General features: G+C 59.7%; 14 protein-coding genes and 1 pseudogene. 6 read left to right on the top strand and 9 right to left on the bottom strand.

Translation table 11 applies throughout. The features are described from left to right. The first annotated feature begins 244 nt into the window (after nucleotides 1-244). A complete protein-coding gene (locus LKK40_RS05585) occupies nucleotides 245-577 on the top strand; it encodes a hypothetical protein (RefSeq protein ID WP_304309814.1) in 333 nt (110 codons plus the stop codon). 208 nt (nucleotides 578-785) lie between these two features. On the opposite strand, the gene istB is transcribed toward LKK40_RS05585, so the two are convergent. The 3 genes and pseudogenes from istB to istA all read right to left on the bottom strand — a co-directional run bounded on the left by istB (nucleotide 786) and on the right by istA (nucleotide 3004). Then, nucleotides 786-1340 carry an IS21-like element helper ATPase IstB gene (istB, locus tag LKK40_RS05580; RefSeq protein WP_273296755.1) on the bottom strand — a complete coding sequence of 185 codons (555 nt, stop codon included), beginning with the start codon at nucleotides 1338-1340 and terminating at the stop codon, nucleotides 786-788. Continuing rightward, nucleotides 1301-1543: a hypothetical protein gene (locus LKK40_RS10760; protein ID WP_304309813.1), complete on the bottom strand. Its 243-nt coding sequence runs from the start codon at nucleotides 1541-1543 to the stop codon at nucleotides 1301-1303. The genes istB and LKK40_RS10760 overlap by 40 nt, the downstream gene beginning before the upstream one ends. Then, a pseudogene (gene istA / locus LKK40_RS05570) lies at nucleotides 1540-3004 on the bottom strand (IS21 family transposase). The gene LKK40_RS10760 and the pseudogene istA overlap by 4 nt, the downstream one beginning before the upstream one ends. Before the next feature lie 126 nt (nucleotides 3005-3130). On the opposite strand from istA, the gene LKK40_RS05565 reads away from it, so the two are divergent. Further along, the gene (locus LKK40_RS05565) at nucleotides 3131-3436 is read left to right on the top strand and encodes an aminotransferase class I/II-fold pyridoxal phosphate-dependent enzyme (protein WP_273296757.1); all 306 of its coding nucleotides are present in this window, start codon (nucleotides 3131-3133) and stop codon (nucleotides 3434-3436) included. Nucleotides 3437-4743: 1307 nt separating this feature from the next. On the opposite strand, the gene LKK40_RS05560 is transcribed toward LKK40_RS05565, so the two are convergent. The 4 genes from LKK40_RS05560 to LKK40_RS05545 form a co-directional block, all read right to left on the bottom strand. Further along, a complete protein-coding gene (locus LKK40_RS05560; RefSeq protein ID WP_274967660.1) occupies nucleotides 4744-6054 on the bottom strand; it encodes a type II toxin-antitoxin system HipA family toxin in 1311 nt (436 codons plus the stop codon). Beyond that, nucleotides 6051-6467: a helix-turn-helix domain-containing protein gene (locus LKK40_RS05555; RefSeq protein WP_273296759.1), complete on the bottom strand. Its 417-nt coding sequence runs from the start codon at nucleotides 6465-6467 to the stop codon at nucleotides 6051-6053. The genes LKK40_RS05560 and LKK40_RS05555 overlap by 4 nt, the downstream gene beginning before the upstream one ends. Nucleotides 6468-6719: 252 nt before the next feature. Beyond that, nucleotides 6720-10547 carry a hypothetical protein gene (locus LKK40_RS05550; RefSeq protein WP_304309812.1) on the bottom strand — a complete coding sequence of 1276 codons (3828 nt, stop codon included), beginning with the start codon at nucleotides 10545-10547 and terminating at the stop codon, nucleotides 6720-6722. Nucleotides 10548-10909: 362 nt separating this feature from the next. Next, nucleotides 10910-12085 (bottom strand): IS1249 family transposase, encoded by a 1176-nt coding sequence (locus LKK40_RS05545; RefSeq protein WP_304309811.1) that lies wholly within the window; start codon nucleotides 12083-12085, stop codon nucleotides 10910-10912. 1478 nt (nucleotides 12086-13563) lie between these two features. On the opposite strand from LKK40_RS05545, the gene LKK40_RS05540 reads away from it, so the two are divergent. Further along, nucleotides 13564-16029: a glycosyltransferase gene (locus LKK40_RS05540; RefSeq protein ID WP_304309810.1), complete on the top strand. Its 2466-nt coding sequence runs from the start codon at nucleotides 13564-13566 to the stop codon at nucleotides 16027-16029. On the opposite strand, the gene LKK40_RS05535 is transcribed toward LKK40_RS05540, so the two are convergent. Further along, nucleotides 15930-17018, bottom strand: coding sequence for a glycoside hydrolase family 26 protein (locus LKK40_RS05535; RefSeq protein ID WP_304309809.1), 1089 nt, complete (start codon nucleotides 17016-17018; stop codon nucleotides 15930-15932). The two genes, LKK40_RS05540 and LKK40_RS05535, sit on opposite strands and share 100 nt — an antisense overlap. A gap of 131 nt (nucleotides 17019-17149) precedes the next feature. Here LKK40_RS05535 and LKK40_RS05530 point away from each other — a divergent pair, with 131 nt between their 5' ends. Continuing rightward, nucleotides 17150-18409 carry a glycoside hydrolase family 26 protein gene (locus tag LKK40_RS05530; RefSeq protein ID WP_304309808.1) on the top strand — a complete coding sequence of 420 codons (1260 nt, stop codon included), beginning with the start codon at nucleotides 17150-17152 and terminating at the stop codon, nucleotides 18407-18409. A gap of 3 nt (nucleotides 18410-18412) precedes the next feature. Here the strand turns inward: LKK40_RS05530 and LKK40_RS05525 are convergent, their stop codons facing one another. After that, complete coding sequence (locus LKK40_RS05525) at nucleotides 18413-19264, bottom strand: aldo/keto reductase (protein WP_304309807.1); 852 nt, start codon at nucleotides 19262-19264, stop codon at nucleotides 18413-18415. Between the two features lie 87 nt (nucleotides 19265-19351). Here LKK40_RS05525 and LKK40_RS05520 point away from each other — a divergent pair, with 87 nt between their 5' ends. Both LKK40_RS05520 and LKK40_RS05515 read left to right on the top strand, forming a co-directional pair. After that, nucleotides 19352-20143, top strand: coding sequence for a TetR-like C-terminal domain-containing protein (locus LKK40_RS05520; RefSeq protein ID WP_304309806.1), 792 nt, complete (start codon nucleotides 19352-19354; stop codon nucleotides 20141-20143). Then, nucleotides 20140-20436, top strand: coding sequence for a hypothetical protein (locus LKK40_RS05515; protein WP_304309805.1), 297 nt, complete (start codon nucleotides 20140-20142; stop codon nucleotides 20434-20436). The genes LKK40_RS05520 and LKK40_RS05515 overlap by 4 nt, the downstream gene beginning before the upstream one ends. Nucleotides 20437-20444 lie beyond the last annotated feature (8 nt).

The raw sequence follows: 20444 nt of genomic DNA, 5'->3' as shown, positions 1-20444 counted from the left end.
GATCAACGAACTCGACACCATCACCAACGACGTCATCGAAGCCGCACAGAGCACCCTGGTCATCGGTGTCACCTGACCCCGCCACGAAGCGAACGAAGAACCCCGCCATTCAGCAGACGAAGTCACACGTGAACCGCATGATGACGCGGCTCGCGCCACGTCATAACCCCCACCGAAATCAAAACCTGGCTTCTACCGTTTTCGGTTGGTTCACGTAGACTGGGAGCAGCGAAGGAGGCAGACGATGACTGAGGTAGCAGCACCACGGGTGCGGTTTCGTGACGTCAGGCCGTACAGCGCGCCCATGTCGTTGGACGAGCTGCATGGTCCCTATGACGGGATGATCGATCTGCCGCACGCGGTGCGTTGGCAGGCTGATCGGCTGGGCGTGAATGTGAGCGTGGTCGGTTGGCGACGGATGGCCTATCAGGCGTTGCTGGCCGAGGGGACGGTTGAGGAGCAGCGTCGGCTCATGAATCGGGATCGCCTGGTGGAGACGTGGCCGATCTTGAACATGGATCGGCGTGTGCGCGCCTTGTGGGAGGGCCGGTTTCCACAGCTGCGGGTGGCCGCGTGAACGGTGAGCGTGAGGAGCAGCGGCGCATCACGCGCCTAGCGTTGCAGGCCGCCGGCCAGGAAGGCGGCTTCGCCCTGGCCGGCTCGGGAGCGATCCGTGAACACGGGCTGATCGATCGACCTACCGAAGACGTATTTAGTCAAGTCGGTGTTTTGTTTTTTGTCAGGTATTTTTTTCGGGTTTATGCAGGGGGCATGCGGCCGGTGGTTTATTGTTTGGTTTTGCCGAACATGAGCGCCTCGTTCATGCGTCGGCTGGGTCCGGTGAATTCGATGAGGCGTCCGTGGTGGATGATGCGGTCGATGATCGCGGCGGCGAGCTTGTCGTCGGCGAAGATCGTGCCCCATTTGCTGAATTCGATGTTGGTGGTGAAGATGATGCTGCGGGGTTCGTAGCTGCCTGCGATGATCTGGTAGAGGAGCCTGGCCCCGTCGACGTCGAACGGCACGTAGCCGAATTCGTCGAGGATGATCAGGTCGGTCTTGGCGAACTCCTTGAGCATGGTCTCGAGGGTGCCATCTCGTTTGGCCTTGCCGAGCTGGAGGACGAGTTCGGTGGTCTGGTGGAAGCGCACGTCAAGGCCCCGGTCGACCGCCATCACGCCGAGCGCGGTGGCCAGGTGGGTTTTGCCCCGGCCGGTGCGCCCGTAGAATACGAGGTCCTGGGCCTTGGCGACGAAACCGAGGCGCAGCAGTTCCTCCCTGGAGTATCCATCGGGCAGTTTCACGTTGGCGAAGTCGTAGCTCTGGATGCCTTTGACCACGGGAAACGGGCGCGACGCAAGAGCCGTCCGCGCTTGGATGCTTCCCGGTTCTCGAGTTCGGCGGCGAGCAGCCGGCTGGCGGCGTCGATCTGGCGTGGGGTCGCCCATTCGAGGAACGAGTCGATGGTGGCTGCGGAGAGGAACAGGCGTCTCGCCCGGTTTCTGAGCTGGTCGATGTTGGGTTTCTCTGTTTTCGTGGTCATGCTTGCTCCTTGGTGGTGAACGCTTGGTCGTATTCCGTGAGGTCCACGGGCTCGTCGTATTCGATGCCCCCCCTGCCGTCCGCGAGTCTGGCAGCGTCGAGCTCGACGCTGGCCCGATCCACGGTACCGGTCGTCTCGAGCACCTGCAGCATCGCGGTGACGGCGTTGTGCCATCCGTGGTCACGGTCGGCGTGTTTGAGTGTGTGCAGGCTCTCCCGCAGCACGGTCTTCTCCTGCCGGTCGAGCCATTCGCGCAGCGGGTCGGGCAGCGCCTCCCTGACTTGGCTGTTGGCCCACGCGCCCGGCCTGTTGCAGAGCAGTTCAAGCTGGCGCGAGGGATCCTCGCTGCTGGTGGGCGCGTCCCCGTAGGCGCGCGGATGCACGGCGATCCGGGCACCGCGCGCGTCGAGGATCTCCACCTCGAGGGCGCGGAATCCGACGATCACCTCGCGCCCAGCGTTGGCCGGATCCGTGGCATACCGGTGCCGGCCATTAACGGTGACGATCCCCTGTTTGTCGGCCTTCATCCGCTGCCATCTGACCACGTCGAACGGCTTGGCCGGCAGCGGTCTCAATGCCCCGCGATCCTGCTCGAACAAGGACGCCTCGTTCTCGCCCTTGCGGTAATGCGGCCTGTCGCCCAATCCGAGGCACTCGTCGAGCAGGCGGCCATTGAAACTCGCCAGGTTCCAGACGCTCGGCCTGGGCACGAACAGCCTGCGCCTGACCGCGCCGACCTTCGCCTCGACCGCCCCTTTCTCATGGCCGGAATACGGGTCGCAGAACGAGTACTCGAACCCGTAATGGGCCTGGAAGCGCTGGAACAACTCGGCCAGCCACACGTCGTCGCCCCGTTTCCTGCGGCCCACGCCCGCGGCGTTGTCGTACACGATCCGCTGCGGGACCCCGCCCAACCACTCGAAAATATCCTTGAGCGCCTGGCACGTGCACTCCGCGTTCTCCCCGGGCATCAGCTGGCTGACGCCGATGTTCGAATACGGGAAATCCAACACGAAATGATGCATGCGCGCCGGCGCGCCGCGCCAGTACACGCCCGACCTCGCCGAAGTCGGCCTGCGCCTCGCCCGGATGCCACACCAGGTCCAGAAACCCCGCATCGCGATCGGCCGCGAATTCACGTCTCAGCCCGGCCACCTTGCGGCTCACCGTCGACAGCGACACCTTCGCGCCATACTCGTCACGCAGCCGCTGCCAGACACGAGTCGCCGTATGCCGCTGCTTATGCCAAGTCTCCCGATCCCCCGCGAGCCATCCCTCGATCATGGGCGTCCACTCGTCGATCACCGACGGTCGAGACGCCCTCACCGGTGGCTTGGCCGACAGGTCGTCCACCCTCAGGTACTTGCGCACCGTGGGCTCGCTCACCCCCGTCTTCCTGGAGATCGCGGCGACACTTTCGCCGACTCTCCTCAACTGGCGAATAGACTGAATCTTGGGCATGCTGATCATTGCCTTTCCGGCCTTTCCTGATAGATACAAAGCACTACCAAGTTAAGGCCAAGAGATGGTCGGCATGCTCCCTGACCAAACCCGAAAAAACTACGTGACTAAAACCTCAACAACCAATTGAACACAAACAGGCGGGTCGTGTACGTCACGCCCACCACGCACAATCCCACGGGAGCGAGCATGGGCCGGCTGCGCCGCGCGCAGATCGCCGCCGTGTGCGCGCGACACGACGTGGCGATCGTCGAGGATGACGTCTACTCAATCTTCAGACCCCATGACGTCACGCCAATCGCCCGCATCGCGCCGGAACGCACCTTCTACGTGAACGGGTTCTCCAAAAGCCTCTCACCGGGTTTGCGCCTGGGAATGCTCGTGGCGCCGCCCGTCTTCTCGGGGTGCTCGCGCCGCCGGAGAACCCGCTGACAAGCGAGATGGCCTACCGGTGGATCATGGACGACACGGCACGGGACCTGGCGAACGCCGTACGGGCCGAGTCGTTCGAACGGCTCGGCCTCGCGCTGGACATTCTTGGACCCCACCTTGCGGGACCGCACTCGAGCGGGTTCCATGTGTGGATCCCCCGTTCCCGCGACCAGGCGACCCGTGTCGCCATGTCCGCCGCACGTCAGGGAATCATCGTCACACCCCCGGACTCGTGAGCGTGGATCCGGAGATGGCCGGGATACGCCTATGCCTAGGTGGCTTTGCCGCGGTTTGATGCCGCGCTGCACGGGCTCAGACGCATCCTCGACCGGCACGACGCAGCCTGAGAGACCGTCCGCTGCACGCAGAGTCAATACCTGAATCATCCCCGCCCAATGCATGGACATGCCAGCGGATTGCCCCCGTGAATACGAGCGGAAAGGATCCGGTACGGAGTCGTGGAGAACGTGAGCATATTGGTCGCCATCTATGCCGGCTGGACGGGCACCGCGAGGTGACCGACAGGGCCGAAGAACTGACAGGAGGACATGCAACCCCGGCATGGTTTCATTGCCTTGCCGGCCTCGCGTGACTTGAACGGCGGACCGGTGGACCGTGGGACGTCCTGAAAGCCGTGTTCGCGATGGAATCGTCCGATCCGTCGTCGACCGAGGCCGTATCGGTAGGGAGGCGAGGAAACCTGAGCCAGACCATCCGGTGCCTCAGGGACGACCTCGGCGAAACCATCGCCTACCTGCTGGACAACTACCCGCGAGAGCACCGTCGGCTGATCTGCACAAACACCACGATCGAACGCCACACCCCGGAGATGCATAGGAAGACCCGCTTGGGCGCAAAAACGTGCCCATGTTCACAACCTCGATGAGTGGGCTCCTTGTATCATGATGATCCGAGTCCCTATGGCTTCGGGCTCCCAAAGATCCGTGCGTGATCTGATAGCGCACTGGCCGCACGGTCATCAGGCGCGAAGCGAACGGCAATCGAACTGATATTGACCTGCGGTATCGCGATTCTCTTGAGCGAATCAGGCGCTGGTTGGCAAAAACCACATCGACCTCACCGGGCTGCTTAGAGGGTCAAAGCAACAATGGGAAGAGATGTCCCTCGGTTGCTGTTGCGGCACGCTGGCCTGGAAAAGAGCTGAAAACACCTGGACGTGCCGATAGCGTCATGCGCAACGTGCAGTGAATGTTTCATATGCACAGGGCATGTCCCAACATCCCACCAGAACACTCTGCCGGTGTGCGCGTTTTTCCACTAGTAGGGTTAACCATGTCTGCCACGTCTTATGAGAACCATTGAAGCACGCGCGTGCACTGTGTGACGATGCCGTTCTGGATGCGGGTGAGGAGTTTTTCTCGATTGTTCTGTGTTCCCTTGTCTGCGTGTAGGATTCCAGCGGACAGTTCGCGTGCGGTTTTCGCCGCGTCGGCGAAGGCGTCGGGCAACGTGGCAGCGTACCGTGCCAGGAGCAGTTCCACAAGTTCGAAGTCACCGGAACTGTCGGTGTCGGCGAGTTTTCGCCAGTGTCTTAACTCGATGCGCTCCCAGTTGTATTCCCCGCCGATACTCATTGCGAGCTTGCGTTGGTTGCGCTGCGTAGCATAGGCGAACATGGAGGCGATGTCATACAGTGGTGCCAGTCTCGGGCGTTCGCCGACCGGCTCCTCGATTGCGTAGTTCTTGGCATGGGCATCGGTGCCAGCCATCAGGAAATTCAGTATCAATGCAATGTAGAACAGGCCGACACTGGCCGCATCCAACCCGTTGATGCGCAGGCACGAGAGGATTTCAGTGGCTCCCGGACCACCATCGGACTGGTATTTCTCAGCCGTCGGATGACCGGTCGCCTGGCAGAGATCCTCCTGATGGATTCGGATGACCTCCGTATCACCGTCCTGGTTCATCACCCATTTCCGGTCCCACCGCTCACTGACCAATGCTGGGAGTCCAGCGAACTCCCGGAACTCGCAATTCGATACCGGCACGTGCAGTGCTGCTATCGCCTTCAGACACACGTACTCGTTGAATGCCTGTTCGTGCAGCTTGAGGATGCCCGGTTTGATGATGTGCGTGGTGGCGGCCGAACCGTGCGCCTCGTACCATTGGCCGTCCTGGAAGCGCAGCGCGATCTTGTCCTGGGCGCCGTTCAACGACCAGTGCTCGTCAACGCCCTGCCAGCTCGCCTGCCGATCGTCGGAAATTGATACCAGTCGCTGTCTGATCTCAGCTTCTGTTATCGGCCGCAATGAAGCTTGCTTGTTAAAAGAGTCCACGTCTGCCGTCGGCACGAATTGCGCTCCGCCGGCACAGTCAAGGCCGATGGCGGTCAGCAGGGAGAACGGGTTGCCGGCATTGACATCATACCGGCGGGCGATGCGTTGCCGCATGGTCTGGTCGTCGGGTAGCACGCCATCGATGAACGCCTCCACCGGCTTTCCCCTCCAGGGCGCCACGCGGCGAGGCAGGGACAGCGACAGTGGTGCATCAATCTCGGCATCCTTGTCATAGGTGAAAATATGCTTTCCATAGCTATCCTCGCTCAACACACCGATGCGCTTGCCTTCGAGGAACACGACAAGTTCCTTGGGTTTCATAAGCCATTCTCCTCATTGGCAGTCACAGTGCCATTATCGGTACGCCGCGCAAGGGACTCAAGAATGGCAGCTGCCTCCCTGACGGTCTGCGGCCGTATAGTCCGCTCGTCACTCTCCAAGGCTGTTGACGCGCTGCCTTTGGCACGTTGTCGACTGTGTTGTCTAGTGGGAAGCACCTGCTTCTCCGGCGCATATGACGCGGACAGATCGATGCCCAGCACATCACACATCGTGAGAATGCGCCGGAAACTGGGGTCGGAGATAACGGATTGCTCAAAACGGTTGATCCAGACCCTGGAAAAACCGGTTTGCGCCGCCAGCTCCTCCTGCGTCCATCCACGAGTGTTCCGCGCGTCCTTGATGGCCGTGGCGATCTGATGGATGCTGAAGATCCGCGAGGCAAACTGTTCCATGAGGCTTCCCTCCCGTATTCCCTTAGAATGTTTCAATATCCTAACATCGTGTAAATGTAATGATATCGCAACACATTAAGAATGTAATAATCAACGAACATTTTGCGGCGGCCATGTGCGTACAACGCCCCATCGTCGCTCTGCAGGGCTATATGGCAAGAGTATGACCCGCGGCTCTCCGATGTCGAGGAAGACTCATCCGGGCCATGCAAGAGAGTTGTCAATCCGGGAAACGGTCGTCCACTGTTTTTCTCACTGGGACGGATAGTGCTTGTTCACACGTATCATATTCCCCTTTGTGGTGAATGAGGTCACTTTCCCATGTTTTTTTAGATACTCCAGAAGGATAAGGTTGCCTCGTGTATCCGACAGTTTCGGATGGTCCCTGCCTGCCACTGTCAGGCTCGCATACTCGTCGGGGAGCATGCTCAGGATCGTCTCGACCCTGGATATACCCATGCTCTCGCAACTCGGGCCCAGCGCGTCGACCACCAGTGCCACGTCGACATGCGCGTCGATGAAGAGCCGGAGGCCCTCATCAGCGAACGCGTGGTCCTTGCTCAATGCGTAGCGGATGGCGTCTTCCATAGTCGGCGCGTCGGCATCCTTTGCGTAGTCGACGATCTCCTTGAGGACCCGCTCCCTGACGGCGTCAGGAACCCGTGTGCTCGAGAAGAGCCGGCTGAGCATCGCGGGAGGTAGTACTTCCGGACTCATGAAGTCCACGAATCCTGTAGACGAGGCGATCGCCGGCTCCATCGCGGGCCAACCGGCCTGGACGATCTTGAGAAACGTGGTTTCGTCATCGGCGATGAGGTGATGCCCGATGAGCTTCGCGAAAAGCTCGTCCGCCTGGATGCCAATATGGTCAACATCCAGCTGCTCTCCCAAATCCAACGATTCGACTAAGTCGATACGAAGATCGATGTCCGGCAGTGTATCCGGTGAGTTGAGGATTCTCTCTGCCAGCATTTCCCGGCCTTGCATGGATTCCTCGTTGTCCGGAATGTCGCTGATCGTTCGTTCACCGGCGAGTAGGTTCGCCATGTCCTGGCTGATGGTGTCCGAGTCGATGGTGAAGGCAGCCACGTTTGCGTAGCTTGGTGGCACGCGTGAATATTCGACCAGCGGATTCCAGACGTTGGCATCGACCGTGGACAGTTCCGTGATCCGGCAGTCCTCTGTCGCCAGTTTGACGATGCGGTCGAGAATCCCTTCATCGTAGCGCCCCTGTCTGGCGATATCGTTGAGGATTCCAACGAAGGAGCCCGGTGCCGTTACGCTGTGGTCATCGGTGGAGAGGGTCGTGAGATACTCGTCGAGGTGTGACAGGATATGGTTGTATGCCGTGTCCTTCTCCAGTGATTTGAGGCTGTTGAGCGAGATGTCCTCGGAACCCGTGATGACCGTCAGGTTCATACGGTTGATTTCATACATGGATCTCGATATGAATTCATCGATGAACGGCGCCGAGAATTGCCCCAACCCCTCCGCTGACGCTCCCGCCTTCTGTAGTATTCCGCTTATGGATGTCACCGTGTCTTGGGACATGTCTGTCTTATGGAGCACTTCCAGCCCTCCAAATCGATCACACAGGTACGTGGCCGCCGTGTCATCAATGAGATACTCCTGCTGGGCGGAGATGTTCTCCAGGGCGAGGCTGACCCAATGCCTTCGGTCATCATCGGAAAGGTCGATGCCGGAAATGAAATATCCCAGTACACCGGGATTACGCTCCAGCAGCAGGACCAGGAGCGTATCCTTGGCGGTATTCCTTCCCGACTCGAAATATGATTGCAAGAAGCTCCGTTCGTCATCCCCCAAGTCGGCTATCGCGGTTATCAGCCTGCCGGTTTCCACTCTGTTCCCCGAAGCGTCCATGGTGTTTTCCTTGTAACCGGGTCCTAGTATGTAGTCGAGAATGCACGCGTTATAGTAGGCCCGTTCACCGAGATCACCTCCCGTGCTTTCGCGTAATATATCCTGGACGTCCCTGTCCGTGAGTGGAAGTTGGGCATCCATCTCGTTGGGTCCGACCTGGTGGTGGATGAAGTTCGTTGCCGCCGCGCTCACCCGGTTGCCATAAAACGTCTGCGCATATATCGCATAATCACGTGTTAGGGCGCCTCGTCTGACCAGTTCGAAGGCCAATCCCCCGCCAAGATGCCGTTTCGTAATGGCTTCGAATGATTCTCCGTGCCCACCTTCATGGTTCGTCTCAGTCGCAGAACTGCCTCTTGACTCTGGGGGCAGTGTGAAGTTCTGGTATTCGAATAGATCCGACATGGTTGCAGACCGAAGAATCTTGATCTGACCCAGATTATGATGTATCGCCTCTTCGATCGACCCGAGTCTTTCAACATTCCACGCGTCGAGTTGCAACGGAGCACCGGTGATATCGGCAAGGTCGACCTTGGTGAATCGTGCCGTGTGACTGTACCCGTTTCGGTCTCGAATGTTTATTGTAAAAATGTCTTGTTCAGATGATTCCGCTGCAGCTGTCCAGAAGGACTGCTTGTCAAAATCGGCAAGGCTGAACGAGCGATTCTGCAAGTTAATGCTGTAGGAACTATTCGCAGAGTTCAACGATTTCATCTCTCTCTGAAAGAATGCTCGCAGCGCTGCACCATACTTTGCACTTCGCTCACTGGTCAGGGTGAGGTCGGTTTGCTGCTGTACCAGTTCTCGATTCTTCTGTTGCAGGACGCTGATATTACGGGAGACCAGTCGGCGGTAATCCGCGTACAGGCTGTCCATATCGCTTTCCCCGGTCTTCATCAGCTCGAACTGGCGGATGCGTGTGTTCTTGTAAAGCATCATCGCGAAGATCTGATCGGCTTCGTATTTCACATCGACCCCGTCACCGGCGTTGAGGCGATCATGGAAGACGATGAATTCGTTGCAGATGTTCTTCAGCAAACGCATATCAGTCACATAGCGTCCTGCGACATCGGCAATCCATGGCGACACACGGGATTCGGACCTCTCCAAGAGTTTGAGGATCAGACTGCCGGCGGTCGTGTGCGAAATGAAAGGCACGACCGGAATCACGATGTCGAAGAATTTGGTCCTATTCGCACGGATTGATTCGGTCTTTTCCGTCCCCTCTGCTTCTGGAATGTTCTTTGCTTCTGTACCCTCTTTCGCTCCAGACGGTTTGGCCTTGGGCAATGATGCTTCATCAAATACGCTGTCCTTGAGTGCATAGATGAAGCGAATGGGTTTTCTCAGACGTTTCCTCGGACTATTCAGTAGTAAGTTCAGCGCCCTTAGCGTCTCGAAAATGTGGAAGTCATCGAACCGGTCCAGGTCCTCGAAAATCACTATGGTGTGACGAGAACGCTCGAAGAAATAAACGATTTCATCAAGGTACTGGTCGAAGAAGGAAACAGACTCCTCATCAAGGGTCACAGTCGCGGGACCGGCAGATAATTGCCGCAGGTGAACCCTACCACGTGACAGTTCGATGAGAACCAGTGCCAACACCACGCCCACCAAGAGCGAAACCACCACGTTCGCGACCGGATTCCAATCCATCTTGAAAGTTGATGATACCGCACTTCCTATTTTTCCAAACCAGCCGGTGATAAACATGATGCCAAGAAATACCACTCCGCAATATGCTGCAATAATCGCTTCACGCAATCGACTCGGTTTGCCAATACGTCTGAACCGGGACTGCGGCATGTCTTTCGGCTCAGCGCTGTAGAGCAGTTGTTTCACGATTTCCTGTTGGATGAGGTTTGTCTTTGTGGTGGCCTGCTTGGGCACCGAATCATCTATCTGGCTCTTATCCACGGGAGTGAGCGTTAGCAGCGATACCCGTACGACATCCCTCTCATGCTCATCTGCAAACCGGGATAAGATACTGCTCTTGCCCACCCCGTAGCCACCGGCCAAAGCGATGTTGTGGATGTTTCTGTTCTTCAAACAGGCATTCAGTGCCTCAACATACGGCGAGTGATGACTCTCCTGATACCTCGGAGTCAATGGGCGAAGATCCCATTCCCCGATGAATTCATCGTCCTGCTCTATATTGTCCACGTCGCCCCGCCGCTCTTCCATTTTCCCAACAGACATACAGCTTCAGTAATCATACGTTCCGGGACAGTACAACATCCTGCCCTCCAAATCCATCCGAACCGTTCACCGGGAGCACGCTCTCCAACATCCACCCAGCGACTCTCAAACGGTCTTGTCTTGCCTTCATTGACGTGGTAAATAATGTGGTAACATGAGATAAGAAATCAATTCCCCAACAATAACAAGGCCTTTCAAACATTCATTTCGAATCCGGCTAGCTCCACATACAGGGTTTTCGGCGGTTTGGCCGGAAGCCTTTTTTCATGCGGTTTTCCCGGGTTATAGGAACAAACGTATTGGTTTAGACTGTGGTTTTTAGTGGGTTATAGGAACAAACGTGTTGGTTTAGACTGTGGTTTTTAGTCGGTGTTGTTGGGGTATGGGGTGCTGGCGTGCAGTTCGTTCCAGTCGACGCCGCTGCCCGCAGTTGGCTCGTCGCCGGTATGCTGTTCGCTTTCCCGTTCCTGCTGCGCTTTGGCCGAGGCCCGCGTCCTCTCCCGCGTCTCGTGGGCTTCGAGCAGCGCCTTGAGGTCGGGGCCGGGGCTTCGCATGAAGCATTCGTATTCGCACGCGCGCATCATGCGCGCCTCGCCCATGCCCCGGTGGTTCACAAGGATCCGCTTGATCGGCGAGTTCACGCCGCCTTCCAATCGGTTCGTGGTGTCCGGCACCGGCCCGCCCTCAAGGAGCCTGGGGTCCAGATAGGCGAACAGCCGCCCGTCGCGGAACAGCTTCTCGAACCGCTTGTAGGAGCGGCGCAGCCGCTCATGCGTCCACCACCACTTGCGCCCCGCCAATGCCTTGGGGTTTCCCGGGTCCTGCTTGGCGCCGGTCCGCTCGCTCACGAGGCCGCGCCAGCGTTCGTGCCATGCGTTGAGCGCCTCCGCCCATTGGGCCGCCTGCTCGGCCGTCCCGACTCTGGCGGGCTTCAATGAGAGTTTTCTGAGCTCCCGCCCCGCCTGGCTCCCGGGATGCATGGTCAGGTCGCGGCGCGTGTCGCGCTGCACGTGCGCCAGGCAGCGCTGCAGCCGGGTGTCCGGCCATTCGGCCCGGGCGGCCGTCTCCATGCCGCGCATGCCGTCGCCGGCCAATACGTCGGGGGCGGGCACGCCATGGAACAGGGCGCGGTAGGCGGCGATCGTCTCATGCGCGCACCACCGGAAGCGCGCCACCTCGCCCGTGACGCCGTCCATCAGCACGAGCAGGCAGTGGCCGTGCGAGATGTAGGTGCCGTCCGCCATGAGCACGTGCCGCCTCGTCGCAGGCAACTCCATGAGCGGCTCCACCTGCCAGCACCACGCGACGCGCTTGCGGAAGCCGCGCCCGCCGCACTCCTCCTGCGTACGCCCGCTCCGCAGCCAGGAGACGAACGACTCCAGCTCGCGCACCCGCCGGGCGCCGCCGTTCCCGGCGACCATGCTCAGCTTGCATGCCCGGCACCTCCAACGCTGGCGGCCAGACGCCGCACGCCCGTATTTCTGCATCGGCCCGCCGCACAGCGGGCACTTCCTCGCTCTCCCGGATCGAGTTCTCACCCGACTCAGCAGTACCCGGCAGGCCCCCTATTCTCCCCGCGAAAAAACAGCACCCCGACACGCCTACAGCCGCAAAGCCAAACCCCAAACACAACCAACACGTTTGTTCCTATAACCCAACATGCTTTTTCACACGCCATGATATTTATGGGTCGAATCATGTAAACGTTGATATTCCGCCAAAATGCCCTGTACTCAATTCGGCGTCTACTTTTCGAAGGGCCTAATGAACGAAAAAACCACCTAATAAATGTTCCACAGCGTTCGTCCCACAGCGTTCCTCAGTAGCATGTGCACCCGCAGCAGAGGTGAAACGCATAAAACGAGAGATATTCCGTTGTGTTGTCTTGAGGCATAGTTGACAGGTGTCTTGGGGCATGCTTTACACCGTTCAGCGGCGTCAAAACCTCCGGCATTCGGACATTGACAGGCCCTGATCCATGGCCAGGACAGGGCCTTCAAGCACCAGTACATGCTGGCGAGCCCTCAAAGACCTGATTCGACGGCAAATACGCGATGCAGAACCATCCGGCCACCGCAAGGATCCCAACCGGCCATCACACGGGAAAACGAGCAAACCCGTCCCGACAGGCGGACGCCCGACAGCCCACAGCTGTCAACCATGCCCCAAGACATATGTAAACTATCCGCCCGAACAAAACACGAGAGATATTCCGTTCATTAGGTGCTTTTTTCGTTCATTAGGCACTTGCCAAAGTACAAGCCCATCATGGTCATTTCGCAATCGTTGGAATTCCGCCGATCTTGACCGTATGATAATACTCCAAAAACCCTAGAGCACATGGTTGCGCACGAAAATGTGCCTAATGAACGGCGGACATGGCTGCAAGACAGCCGAAAACATGGAGAGAAACCGCCCTAAGCCTGCTCGAGCAGCATTTCGCCAAGACCATAACCGCATCCCCGATGCGTCTCATATGCGCTGTGACCTTCTTCACACCGAAACAAAGCAAACGCGACGAAATAATCCTTGAAGCGATGGCGCATCTCCTTAGATTTTGTTTCGATTTGAGCACGCGGCCGCAGGCAATGCCCTAACCGCAACGATACGGCAAGGATATTGTATCGAAACGCGGCTGTAACAGGCGCTCTTGCACGCTCTCCAAACGGTGTCGTAAAGTCGCACTACACGCCAAGCGCTCCGCACTTACGGCTCAACGAGCTACCCGCATACCCACCCGTACCTCGCTTTTAGAACACTCGCCTTTGGGGCATGCGCCCCAAATATGACCATATCTTGCACCCTTTGCGCCGCGACCGAAATCGTGACTTCAGACGGCACCGTTTTTAGAAAGCACCGTTCTGAAAACACCGTTCAGACGGCACCGTGACTTCAAGACGGCATCACGATATCGCAATCCAAGCAGCTTTGCACTCGCGCTTATCGAGCCTCTCCAAAGATTCCCCCTAAAAACCGAAACCATCGCAACTGCGCACAACGCCAGCAGGAGAACACCATGAAACCGACCCAACTCATCACCGCACGCACCATCGGAATCTTCGTCGTAGCCACCGGCATCGTCTACATCTCATGGCGATGGGCATTCACCCTCAACATGAACGCCCTGTGGCTGGCCATCCCCCTTGCGCTCGCCGAGACTTACTCGCTTGGCGAGGCGATTCTCTACACATTCACCATGTGGCACGCCCGGAAAAGACCGTCGCCGCCGCCGGCCCGCAAAGGACTGAGCGTGGACATATTCATCACCACCTACAACGAACCGCTCGAACTGGTGCTCAAAACCGCGCTCTCCGCCAAATACGTGACCTACCCGCATAAGACCTGGATTCTCGATGACGGCCAGCGTCCGGAGTTCGCGTTGGCCGCGCAGCGCATCGGCGTCGGCTACATCACCCGAGGCGCCGAGTGGGAAGGCAAGCCTCGGTTCGCCAAAGCCGGAAACATCAACAATGCGCTGTTCCAGACCGACGGCGAATTCATCGCCATACTCGACGCCGATCAGATACCCAGCCCTGGGTTCCTCGATCATGTGCTCGGCTATTTCGAGGATGAGGCGGTGGCGTTCGTCCAGACGCCGCAGGAGTTCTGGAATGTGGGGAAGGCCGATCCGCTCGGCAGCAGGGCCGAGCTGTTCTACGGGCCAATCCAGCGGGGCAAGGATGGCTGGGATGCCGCATTCTTCTGCGGGTCCAACGCGGTGCTGAGGCGCGAGGCGCTGATGGCGCTCGGGCTGTCGGCGTATACGAGGAGTTCGCTTGCCGCAGTGCGCCGTGCGCTGCGTCGCGCCAAAACGCAGGTGCAGGAACTGCGCGCTCGGTGGCATCGTGCCAATCCGGCCGCGGAGCATGTCGCCGTCGATGTCCTCGCTTCGATCTCCCGTTGCGAATCAGGGCTGCGCCGAGGAAAACCGCTTGCCGACATTCTCGACCGGCTTGCCGACGACATCGTCGAATCCCAGCAGATCGAGGTCGCCTTGCCCGACGATATGCTTGCCACGCTTGCGCAGATCGAATCCGAGATTACGCATATCGCCGGCGAGCAGGTCCTGGTCATCAATCCCATGCGGACGAATTCCATTACGGAAGACATGGTGACGGCCCTGCATCTGCACGCCATGGGCTGGTCGAGCATCTACCATCACGAAGTGCTGGTGCAAGGTTTGGCGCCGGAGGATCTCAAAACCATGCTCTCCCAGCGCAATCGCTGGGCTTTGGGCACCATGCAGGTGTTCTTCACGCAGAACCCGCTGCTCATGCCCGGCCTTTCCTTGGGCCAACGGCTTATGTATCTCTCCACCATGACCAGCTATCTCAACGGTTTCGCGGCAGTCACCTTCCTCGCCGCCCCTATTGTGTTCCTCACCACGGGGATATTCCCGCTGAATGCCGATCCCGTGACGTTCTTCGCGCATTTCCTGCCGTTCTTCCTGCTGTGCCAAGCGTTTTTCCAAGTCACCGGCCATGGCTGCCGTGGCATCTGGAAGGGTCAGCAGATGTCGATCGCGCTGTTCCCCACATGGATCATAGCGACCACCAAAGGGCTGGTGGCGGCCGTTACCGGACGTCACATGGCATTTTCGGTGACGTCCAAAACGAAATCCGAATCGAATTCGGGCTTCAAGTGGATCGTCCCGCAGCTTATCGCGATGGGCTTGCTGATCGTGGCTTCCGGCATCGGCGTGGCGCGTGCGGCGTTCGGCGCAGCCGGACTGTCATCCACCTTGGTCTCGCTCGGCTGGGTGGCGATCGATATGGCGTTGCTGTGGGCCGCAGTTTCCGCGGCACGCTACCGCGGTCCGAAAGACAGCGAGATCACCGCGCCGTCGTTGCCTCAGCACGAGCTGCTGGCGGCATTGCTGACCGGATCGATCTCATCGGAGCCCAATACGCTGGGCGAGCAGCTTGCGAACCTGCGCGTCTCTCCCAGCGTGCCGATGAAGGATGATGTCGCAATCGGTCCGAATGTGCATGCGATCGGCCCTGTTCTTGACGCGCATGCGGCTCTGGCGTTGCGCAATACGGTGGCCGCCGAGCTCGGCAGCCGGCTGGATGGCCGTGAAAAGATCATTCTCGTCGATGTTTCGGAAGTGACCAGCGCAAGTCCGGCCGGCATCGCCTGCCTGATGCAGACTCTGCATCTGGTGCGGGCCGAGAGCGCGGATATGCGCATCTTCGGGGTTTCGCAGGCACTCGAGACCGCCAATCTCGCTTATCGCATCGACGGTCTGACCCATGTATACAAAGGTCTGGCCGAGGCTCAGGCGGCTCACCCCAGTGGCTCGGCCCGCAAGCCCGCGCTGCATCAAGCACAGTCCAGCCAGTCGCAAACCGGCCGACTGCAGACCGGCCGACTGCAACCCGGTCAATCAGCCGTGCCAACCACGCCAGCTGCACCGGGCGAGTCAGGCGGAGCCGATGCGATTGATATGACCTTGGCAAGCGAAGCCTTGAACGCCTCCTGAGCCGCTTGGCTCGAGTTGATCCGCCAGTCCCTCTCCTTGTTCACATCGAACCAGATGAAACCCGTCACCCGCTTCTGGGAGGAACCATGACTCATCAGCTTGGCGATCCACTGCGCCTTCGATTGGCCCGGACCGGAGCCCTCGGCGGACGCAGTCTCGGATATGAGAATCGGCTGCCTGCCGTCAAGCGCTCGCAGCTGGTTCAGCCCCTCGTCGAACAGCACGTCGGGTTCAGTCCACTCGTGTCCATCGCCTGTTCCCCAGTTGTAGCCGTCCAGCCCGAGGATATCGACCATGTCCGCGCCGGGATACGCGGCGGCGAGGTCGCTCGTCTGGCCTGCGACGGGGACGTTCGGCGACCACAGGAACCGCACGTTCGAAGCGCCGACGCTGCGGAAGAGGTCATGAACGTGCCGCCAGGCGGCGACATAGTCATCACTCGTGTTGCCGTTCACCCCGACCGCCCACGGATACCAGTCGCCGTTCATCTCATGGGCGAAGCGCAGCATCACGGTGGAACCCAAGTCTCTCAGCCCCGTTGCCCAACGGGTGAGATCCGCGTCGTGGCCGCCGGCCGCAATCCGAGCCAAGGCGAATTCCGGCTGCTCGGTTCTCGCATCGCCAATGCTATTTTCAGCAGCATCTGCATGGGGATCCCATGGTTCCAAGGACAGTATCGGCGTTGCGCCGAGACTCGCGACCTCCTGCAACTGGGCAGCGGGCACCGGCTGCATGAGCGCGGAGAAGCTCAGCACGTAATTCGGGCGTGCGCCGGCGATGCCGGCCACTTGGGCGTAGCTGTTCGAAAGAGAATCCGCCGGAGGCAGATAGACGCCCCACTGCAACGCATGGGCGGTTGGCGTAGCGGTGCCGTCTTCGTCGACAGCATCGTTGGTTTTCGCGGCGCACCCGACGCACGCAGCCATCAGCGCAGCCGCCAGGCCCATGGCAAAGGCGGTGCGCAACGTGCGCATGATAGTCGGGAGCATTCGCATACGCCACACCAGCTCTCTGTGCTCGTTCAACTCATTGTGCTAGTTCAATCCATTGCGCCAGTTCAACTCATGGTGCTCGTTCAACTCATTGCACCTCAGCACCGATACGTTTGGGAGAATCCATTATGACATCGTCCAATAATCAATACCAAGGCCCTGACCAGTTCCCTCACAAATCCAAGTCCAAACGCCTGCGCCGAGCCAGTGCGCTCATTCCGGTGCTGCTTATGGCCGTGGCCACGATCGGCGTCGCATGGACAATGAACCGGGTCGTGCCCGCGTCATCGGCGACGGCCGAGAGCGAATTCTGCGTGGCGGATGACGCCAGCCTGATCGTTCCCGAAAAGGGCGTGCTGTTCGGAGTCAATCTCGATTGGGACAATGAGTCCATCGCGCAGTACAAGACGAATCTCGGCCATGCCCCGGCGATGGCCGTGCAATTCACCGACATTCCCTACGACCGCGAGACCTGGCAGCACACGCTGGACGCGGTCGACCAAGTAAAGCAGAACGGCGGTGCACTGCTGCTCACGCTCGAGCCGCACGCCGGGCTTTCCGCCGTCAGCACCGAGGTCATCGCGCAGCTGGCCGAGGATCTTCGCGAGCTCAACGACGATGGCGTTCCGGTCGTGCTCAGATACGCCCACGAAATGAACGGATCGTGGTATGCGTGGGGCCAGCAGCCTGCGGAATACATCGCCTCGTTCAGGCGCGTCGCGGACGCGGTGCACGCCAAGGCGCCCGGCTCCTCGATGATGTGGGCGCCCAACTACGGCGGCGGGTACCCGTTCGTCGGCGGCAAGTTCGCCGCATCGTCTGAAAGCGACAATTTCAAGCTGCTCGACACGAACAACGATGGCGCGCTGACGATGGCGGACGATTCGTACGCCCCCTATTACCCCGGCGACGACGTGGTGGATTGGGCCGGCGTATCGCTGTATCACTGGGGCAATCAGCGCCCCTGGGGCAGCAACGACCCACTGGTCGAAAACCATAAGTTCGCCGACATGCTCACCGGCGAATACTCCGGCACCGCCGGTGACGACATTCAGGTTCCTGATTTCTACCATGTCTATGGGGATCTGCATAACAAGCCGATCGCCATCCCCGAAACCGCCGCGATCTACACGCCGTCGCGCGGCGGCACCGACGAGCTGGACATCAAACAGGCCTGGTGGCGGCAGGTGTTCGCCGACTCGTTCGCCAGCACGTTCCCCAAGGTCAAGATGATCAACTGGTTCGAATGGCAGAAATACGAGATCGAAATCGACGATACCGTCGACTGGCGCGCCGCCGGCAGCCCGCACGTGCGCGATGCCTTCGTCGCCGATCTGCCCACATGGCTGCACTACGCCCAGGACGTGCGCGCCTGCAAGGCGGGGTAGTCCTCAGAACTCCTCGTACTCGTTCGGATCCTGGTTCGCGATGCGGCCGTCGGGGCGGCCCAGGGCGGTGATCTCGGCCATTTCGGCAGAACTCAGCTCGAAGTCGAACACCGACAGGTTCTGCACCTGGCGCTCAGCGTGGGTGGCCTTCGGCAGCGGGATGACGCCCTGCTGCACATGCCAGCGCAGCACCACCTGCACCAGGCTGCGCTGGTGGGCGTCGGCGATGCGCTGGATGGCCGGGTCCTGCAGCAGCGAGTTGGCACGTCCGAGCGGAGACCACGCCTCGTCGATGATGCCGTGCGCCGCATCCCATGCGCGCTGCTCGGCCTGCGGGAAGTAGGGATGCATTTCGATCTGGTTCACGGCCGGCGTTACGCCGGTTTCGTCGATAAGCCGCTGCAGATGCTCGGGCAGGAAGTTGCTCACGCCGATCGAAGTGACCAGTCCGCGTTCCCTCGCCTCGATCAGCGCCTTCCACGCCTCGACGTACTTGCCCTGCTTCGGGTTCGGCCAATGGATGAGATACAGGTCCACATGGTCGAGACCGGTGCGATACACCGACTCCTCGATGGTGGTCAGCGCCTCGTCGTACGCGTGATGGCGGCCAGGCAGCTTCGAGCTGATGATGATCTGCTCGCGGGGCACATCCGACCGGCGCACCGCCGCGCCGACCGTCCCCTCGTTCTCATAATTGAAGGCGGTGTCGAGCAGGCGATAGCCGTTGCCGAGCGCGCTTTCGATGGCATCCGCGCCCGCGACGCCGTTGAGCTTATAGGTGCCGAACCCGACAGCAGGCAGCGCATGGCCGTCATTCAGCGACAGCGTAGGAATATTGGTGGTTTCAGTAGTCATAGAGACTGCCCTCCTCGAGTCTAGAGTTGCACTGCATTACGTTATTACGCTCTTTCACTCTACTACGATACTGGTAGTATCGAAACTATGAGACCACTTTCCTCGCGTTCTTCGGAGCCTTCGACAACGCCATCGGCAGCGCTGCCAACGGCTCCGCCAGCAGTTCCACTGATAGCTAAAGCGCACCACGGCCACGGTGGACGCCCCCGCAGCGAAGCCTCTCGTCGCGCCATCCTCGACGCCGTCGCCGACCTCGTGACCACCGTCACTCCCGCGCAAATCACCATCGCCGCGATTGCCGCACGCGCTGGCACCAGCAAGTCCACTATCTATCGCTGGTGGACATCGCGTGCCGAGCTGCTCTTCGAGGCGCTCGCCAGAATCACTGTTCCCACGCTCGAATTCCCGGACGATGCCGACACAGCCACCACGCTCGCGACCCAACTCGAGGCATTGCAGCGCCTGTTCGCCGACCCCTACCTCGGCCGGCTGATCATCGCGCTGACCATCGAAGCTCAGGAGAACCCCGATACCGCATGCGCTCTGCGCCGACTCTGGCTCGCCCCGCGCCGCGATTCCGCCGCGCACATCCTGCAACGGGGAATTGCGCGCGGCGAAATCCGCGCCGACATCGATCTCGAAATCGCCATCGACCAGCTCTTCGCACCGCTGTATCATCGCGCACTCTATTACTCCGGCACGGACCGCGATGCAGGTGGAAGTGGAAGTTGCGAAGAGAACCACGACGGCAACGGCAACATCGATAACAACAGCAGCACGATAGCCCGTCACACTGCCAAAGCCGTCGAACAGTTCCTTGCCGGTGCAGCTGCGCATGCGGGACGCGGCAACGACAGCAACGGAAGCCAACGCCCATGACAGATTCCAAGCCGACCGATGCGCAATATACGGAACAGTCCGCGGCACAGTCCGCAATGCGACCCGCAACACAGGCCGGAACACAATCCGACCCACAGCGGAATACGACATTCCTGTGGCTTATCGCCATTATCTTCGGCACTGCCATGTCGTTCACGACCGTGCCCACCACGCTCTGGTCGCTCTATGAGAGCGCCGAACACTACAGCACCATGATGGTCACCGTGGCCTTCACCTCCTACTCGTTCGGCGTGCTGCTGAGCCTCGTCCTGCTCGGGCACCTCTCCGACTGAAGGGGTCG

The organism is Bifidobacterium tibiigranuli, from assembly GCF_022655035.1.
Classification (GTDB): domain Bacteria; phylum Actinomycetota; class Actinomycetes; order Actinomycetales; family Bifidobacteriaceae; genus Bifidobacterium; species Bifidobacterium tibiigranuli_A.
Note: the sequence above shows the minus strand (reverse complement) of the source record. Positions and strands in the feature narration are given on the sequence as shown.

Excerpts from the sequence above, each read along its gene's own strand:
- LKK40_RS05560 (WP_274967660.1), bottom strand. The coding sequence starts at position 6,054 with ATGAAACCCAAGGAACTTGTCGTGTTCCTCGAAGGCAAGCGCATCGGT.
- LKK40_RS05585 (WP_304309814.1), top strand. The coding sequence starts at position 245 with ATGACTGAGGTAGCAGCACCACGGGTGCGGTTTCGTGACGTCAGGCCG.
- LKK40_RS10760 (WP_304309813.1), bottom strand. The coding sequence starts at position 1,543 with ATGACCACGAAAACAGAGAAACCCAACATCGACCAGCTCAGAAACCGG.
- LKK40_RS05535 (WP_304309809.1), bottom strand. The coding sequence starts at position 17,018 with ATGCTCCCGACTATCATGCGCACGTTGCGCACCGCCTTTGCCATGGGC.
- LKK40_RS05540 (WP_304309810.1), top strand. The coding sequence starts at position 13,564 with ATGAAACCGACCCAACTCATCACCGCACGCACCATCGGAATCTTCGTC.
- LKK40_RS05530 (WP_304309808.1), top strand. The coding sequence starts at position 17,150 with ATGACATCGTCCAATAATCAATACCAAGGCCCTGACCAGTTCCCTCAC.
- LKK40_RS05520 (WP_304309806.1), top strand. The coding sequence starts at position 19,352 with ATGAGACCACTTTCCTCGCGTTCTTCGGAGCCTTCGACAACGCCATCG.
- LKK40_RS05525 (WP_304309807.1), bottom strand. The coding sequence starts at position 19,264 with ATGACTACTGAAACCACCAATATTCCTACGCTGTCGCTGAATGACGGC.
- LKK40_RS05550 (WP_304309812.1), bottom strand. The coding sequence starts at position 10,547 with ATGTCTGTTGGGAAAATGGAAGAGCGGCGGGGCGACGTGGACAATATA.
- LKK40_RS05555 (WP_273296759.1), bottom strand. The coding sequence starts at position 6,467 with ATGGAACAGTTTGCCTCGCGGATCTTCAGCATCCATCAGATCGCCACG.
- LKK40_RS05515 (WP_304309805.1), top strand. The coding sequence starts at position 20,140 with ATGACAGATTCCAAGCCGACCGATGCGCAATATACGGAACAGTCCGCG.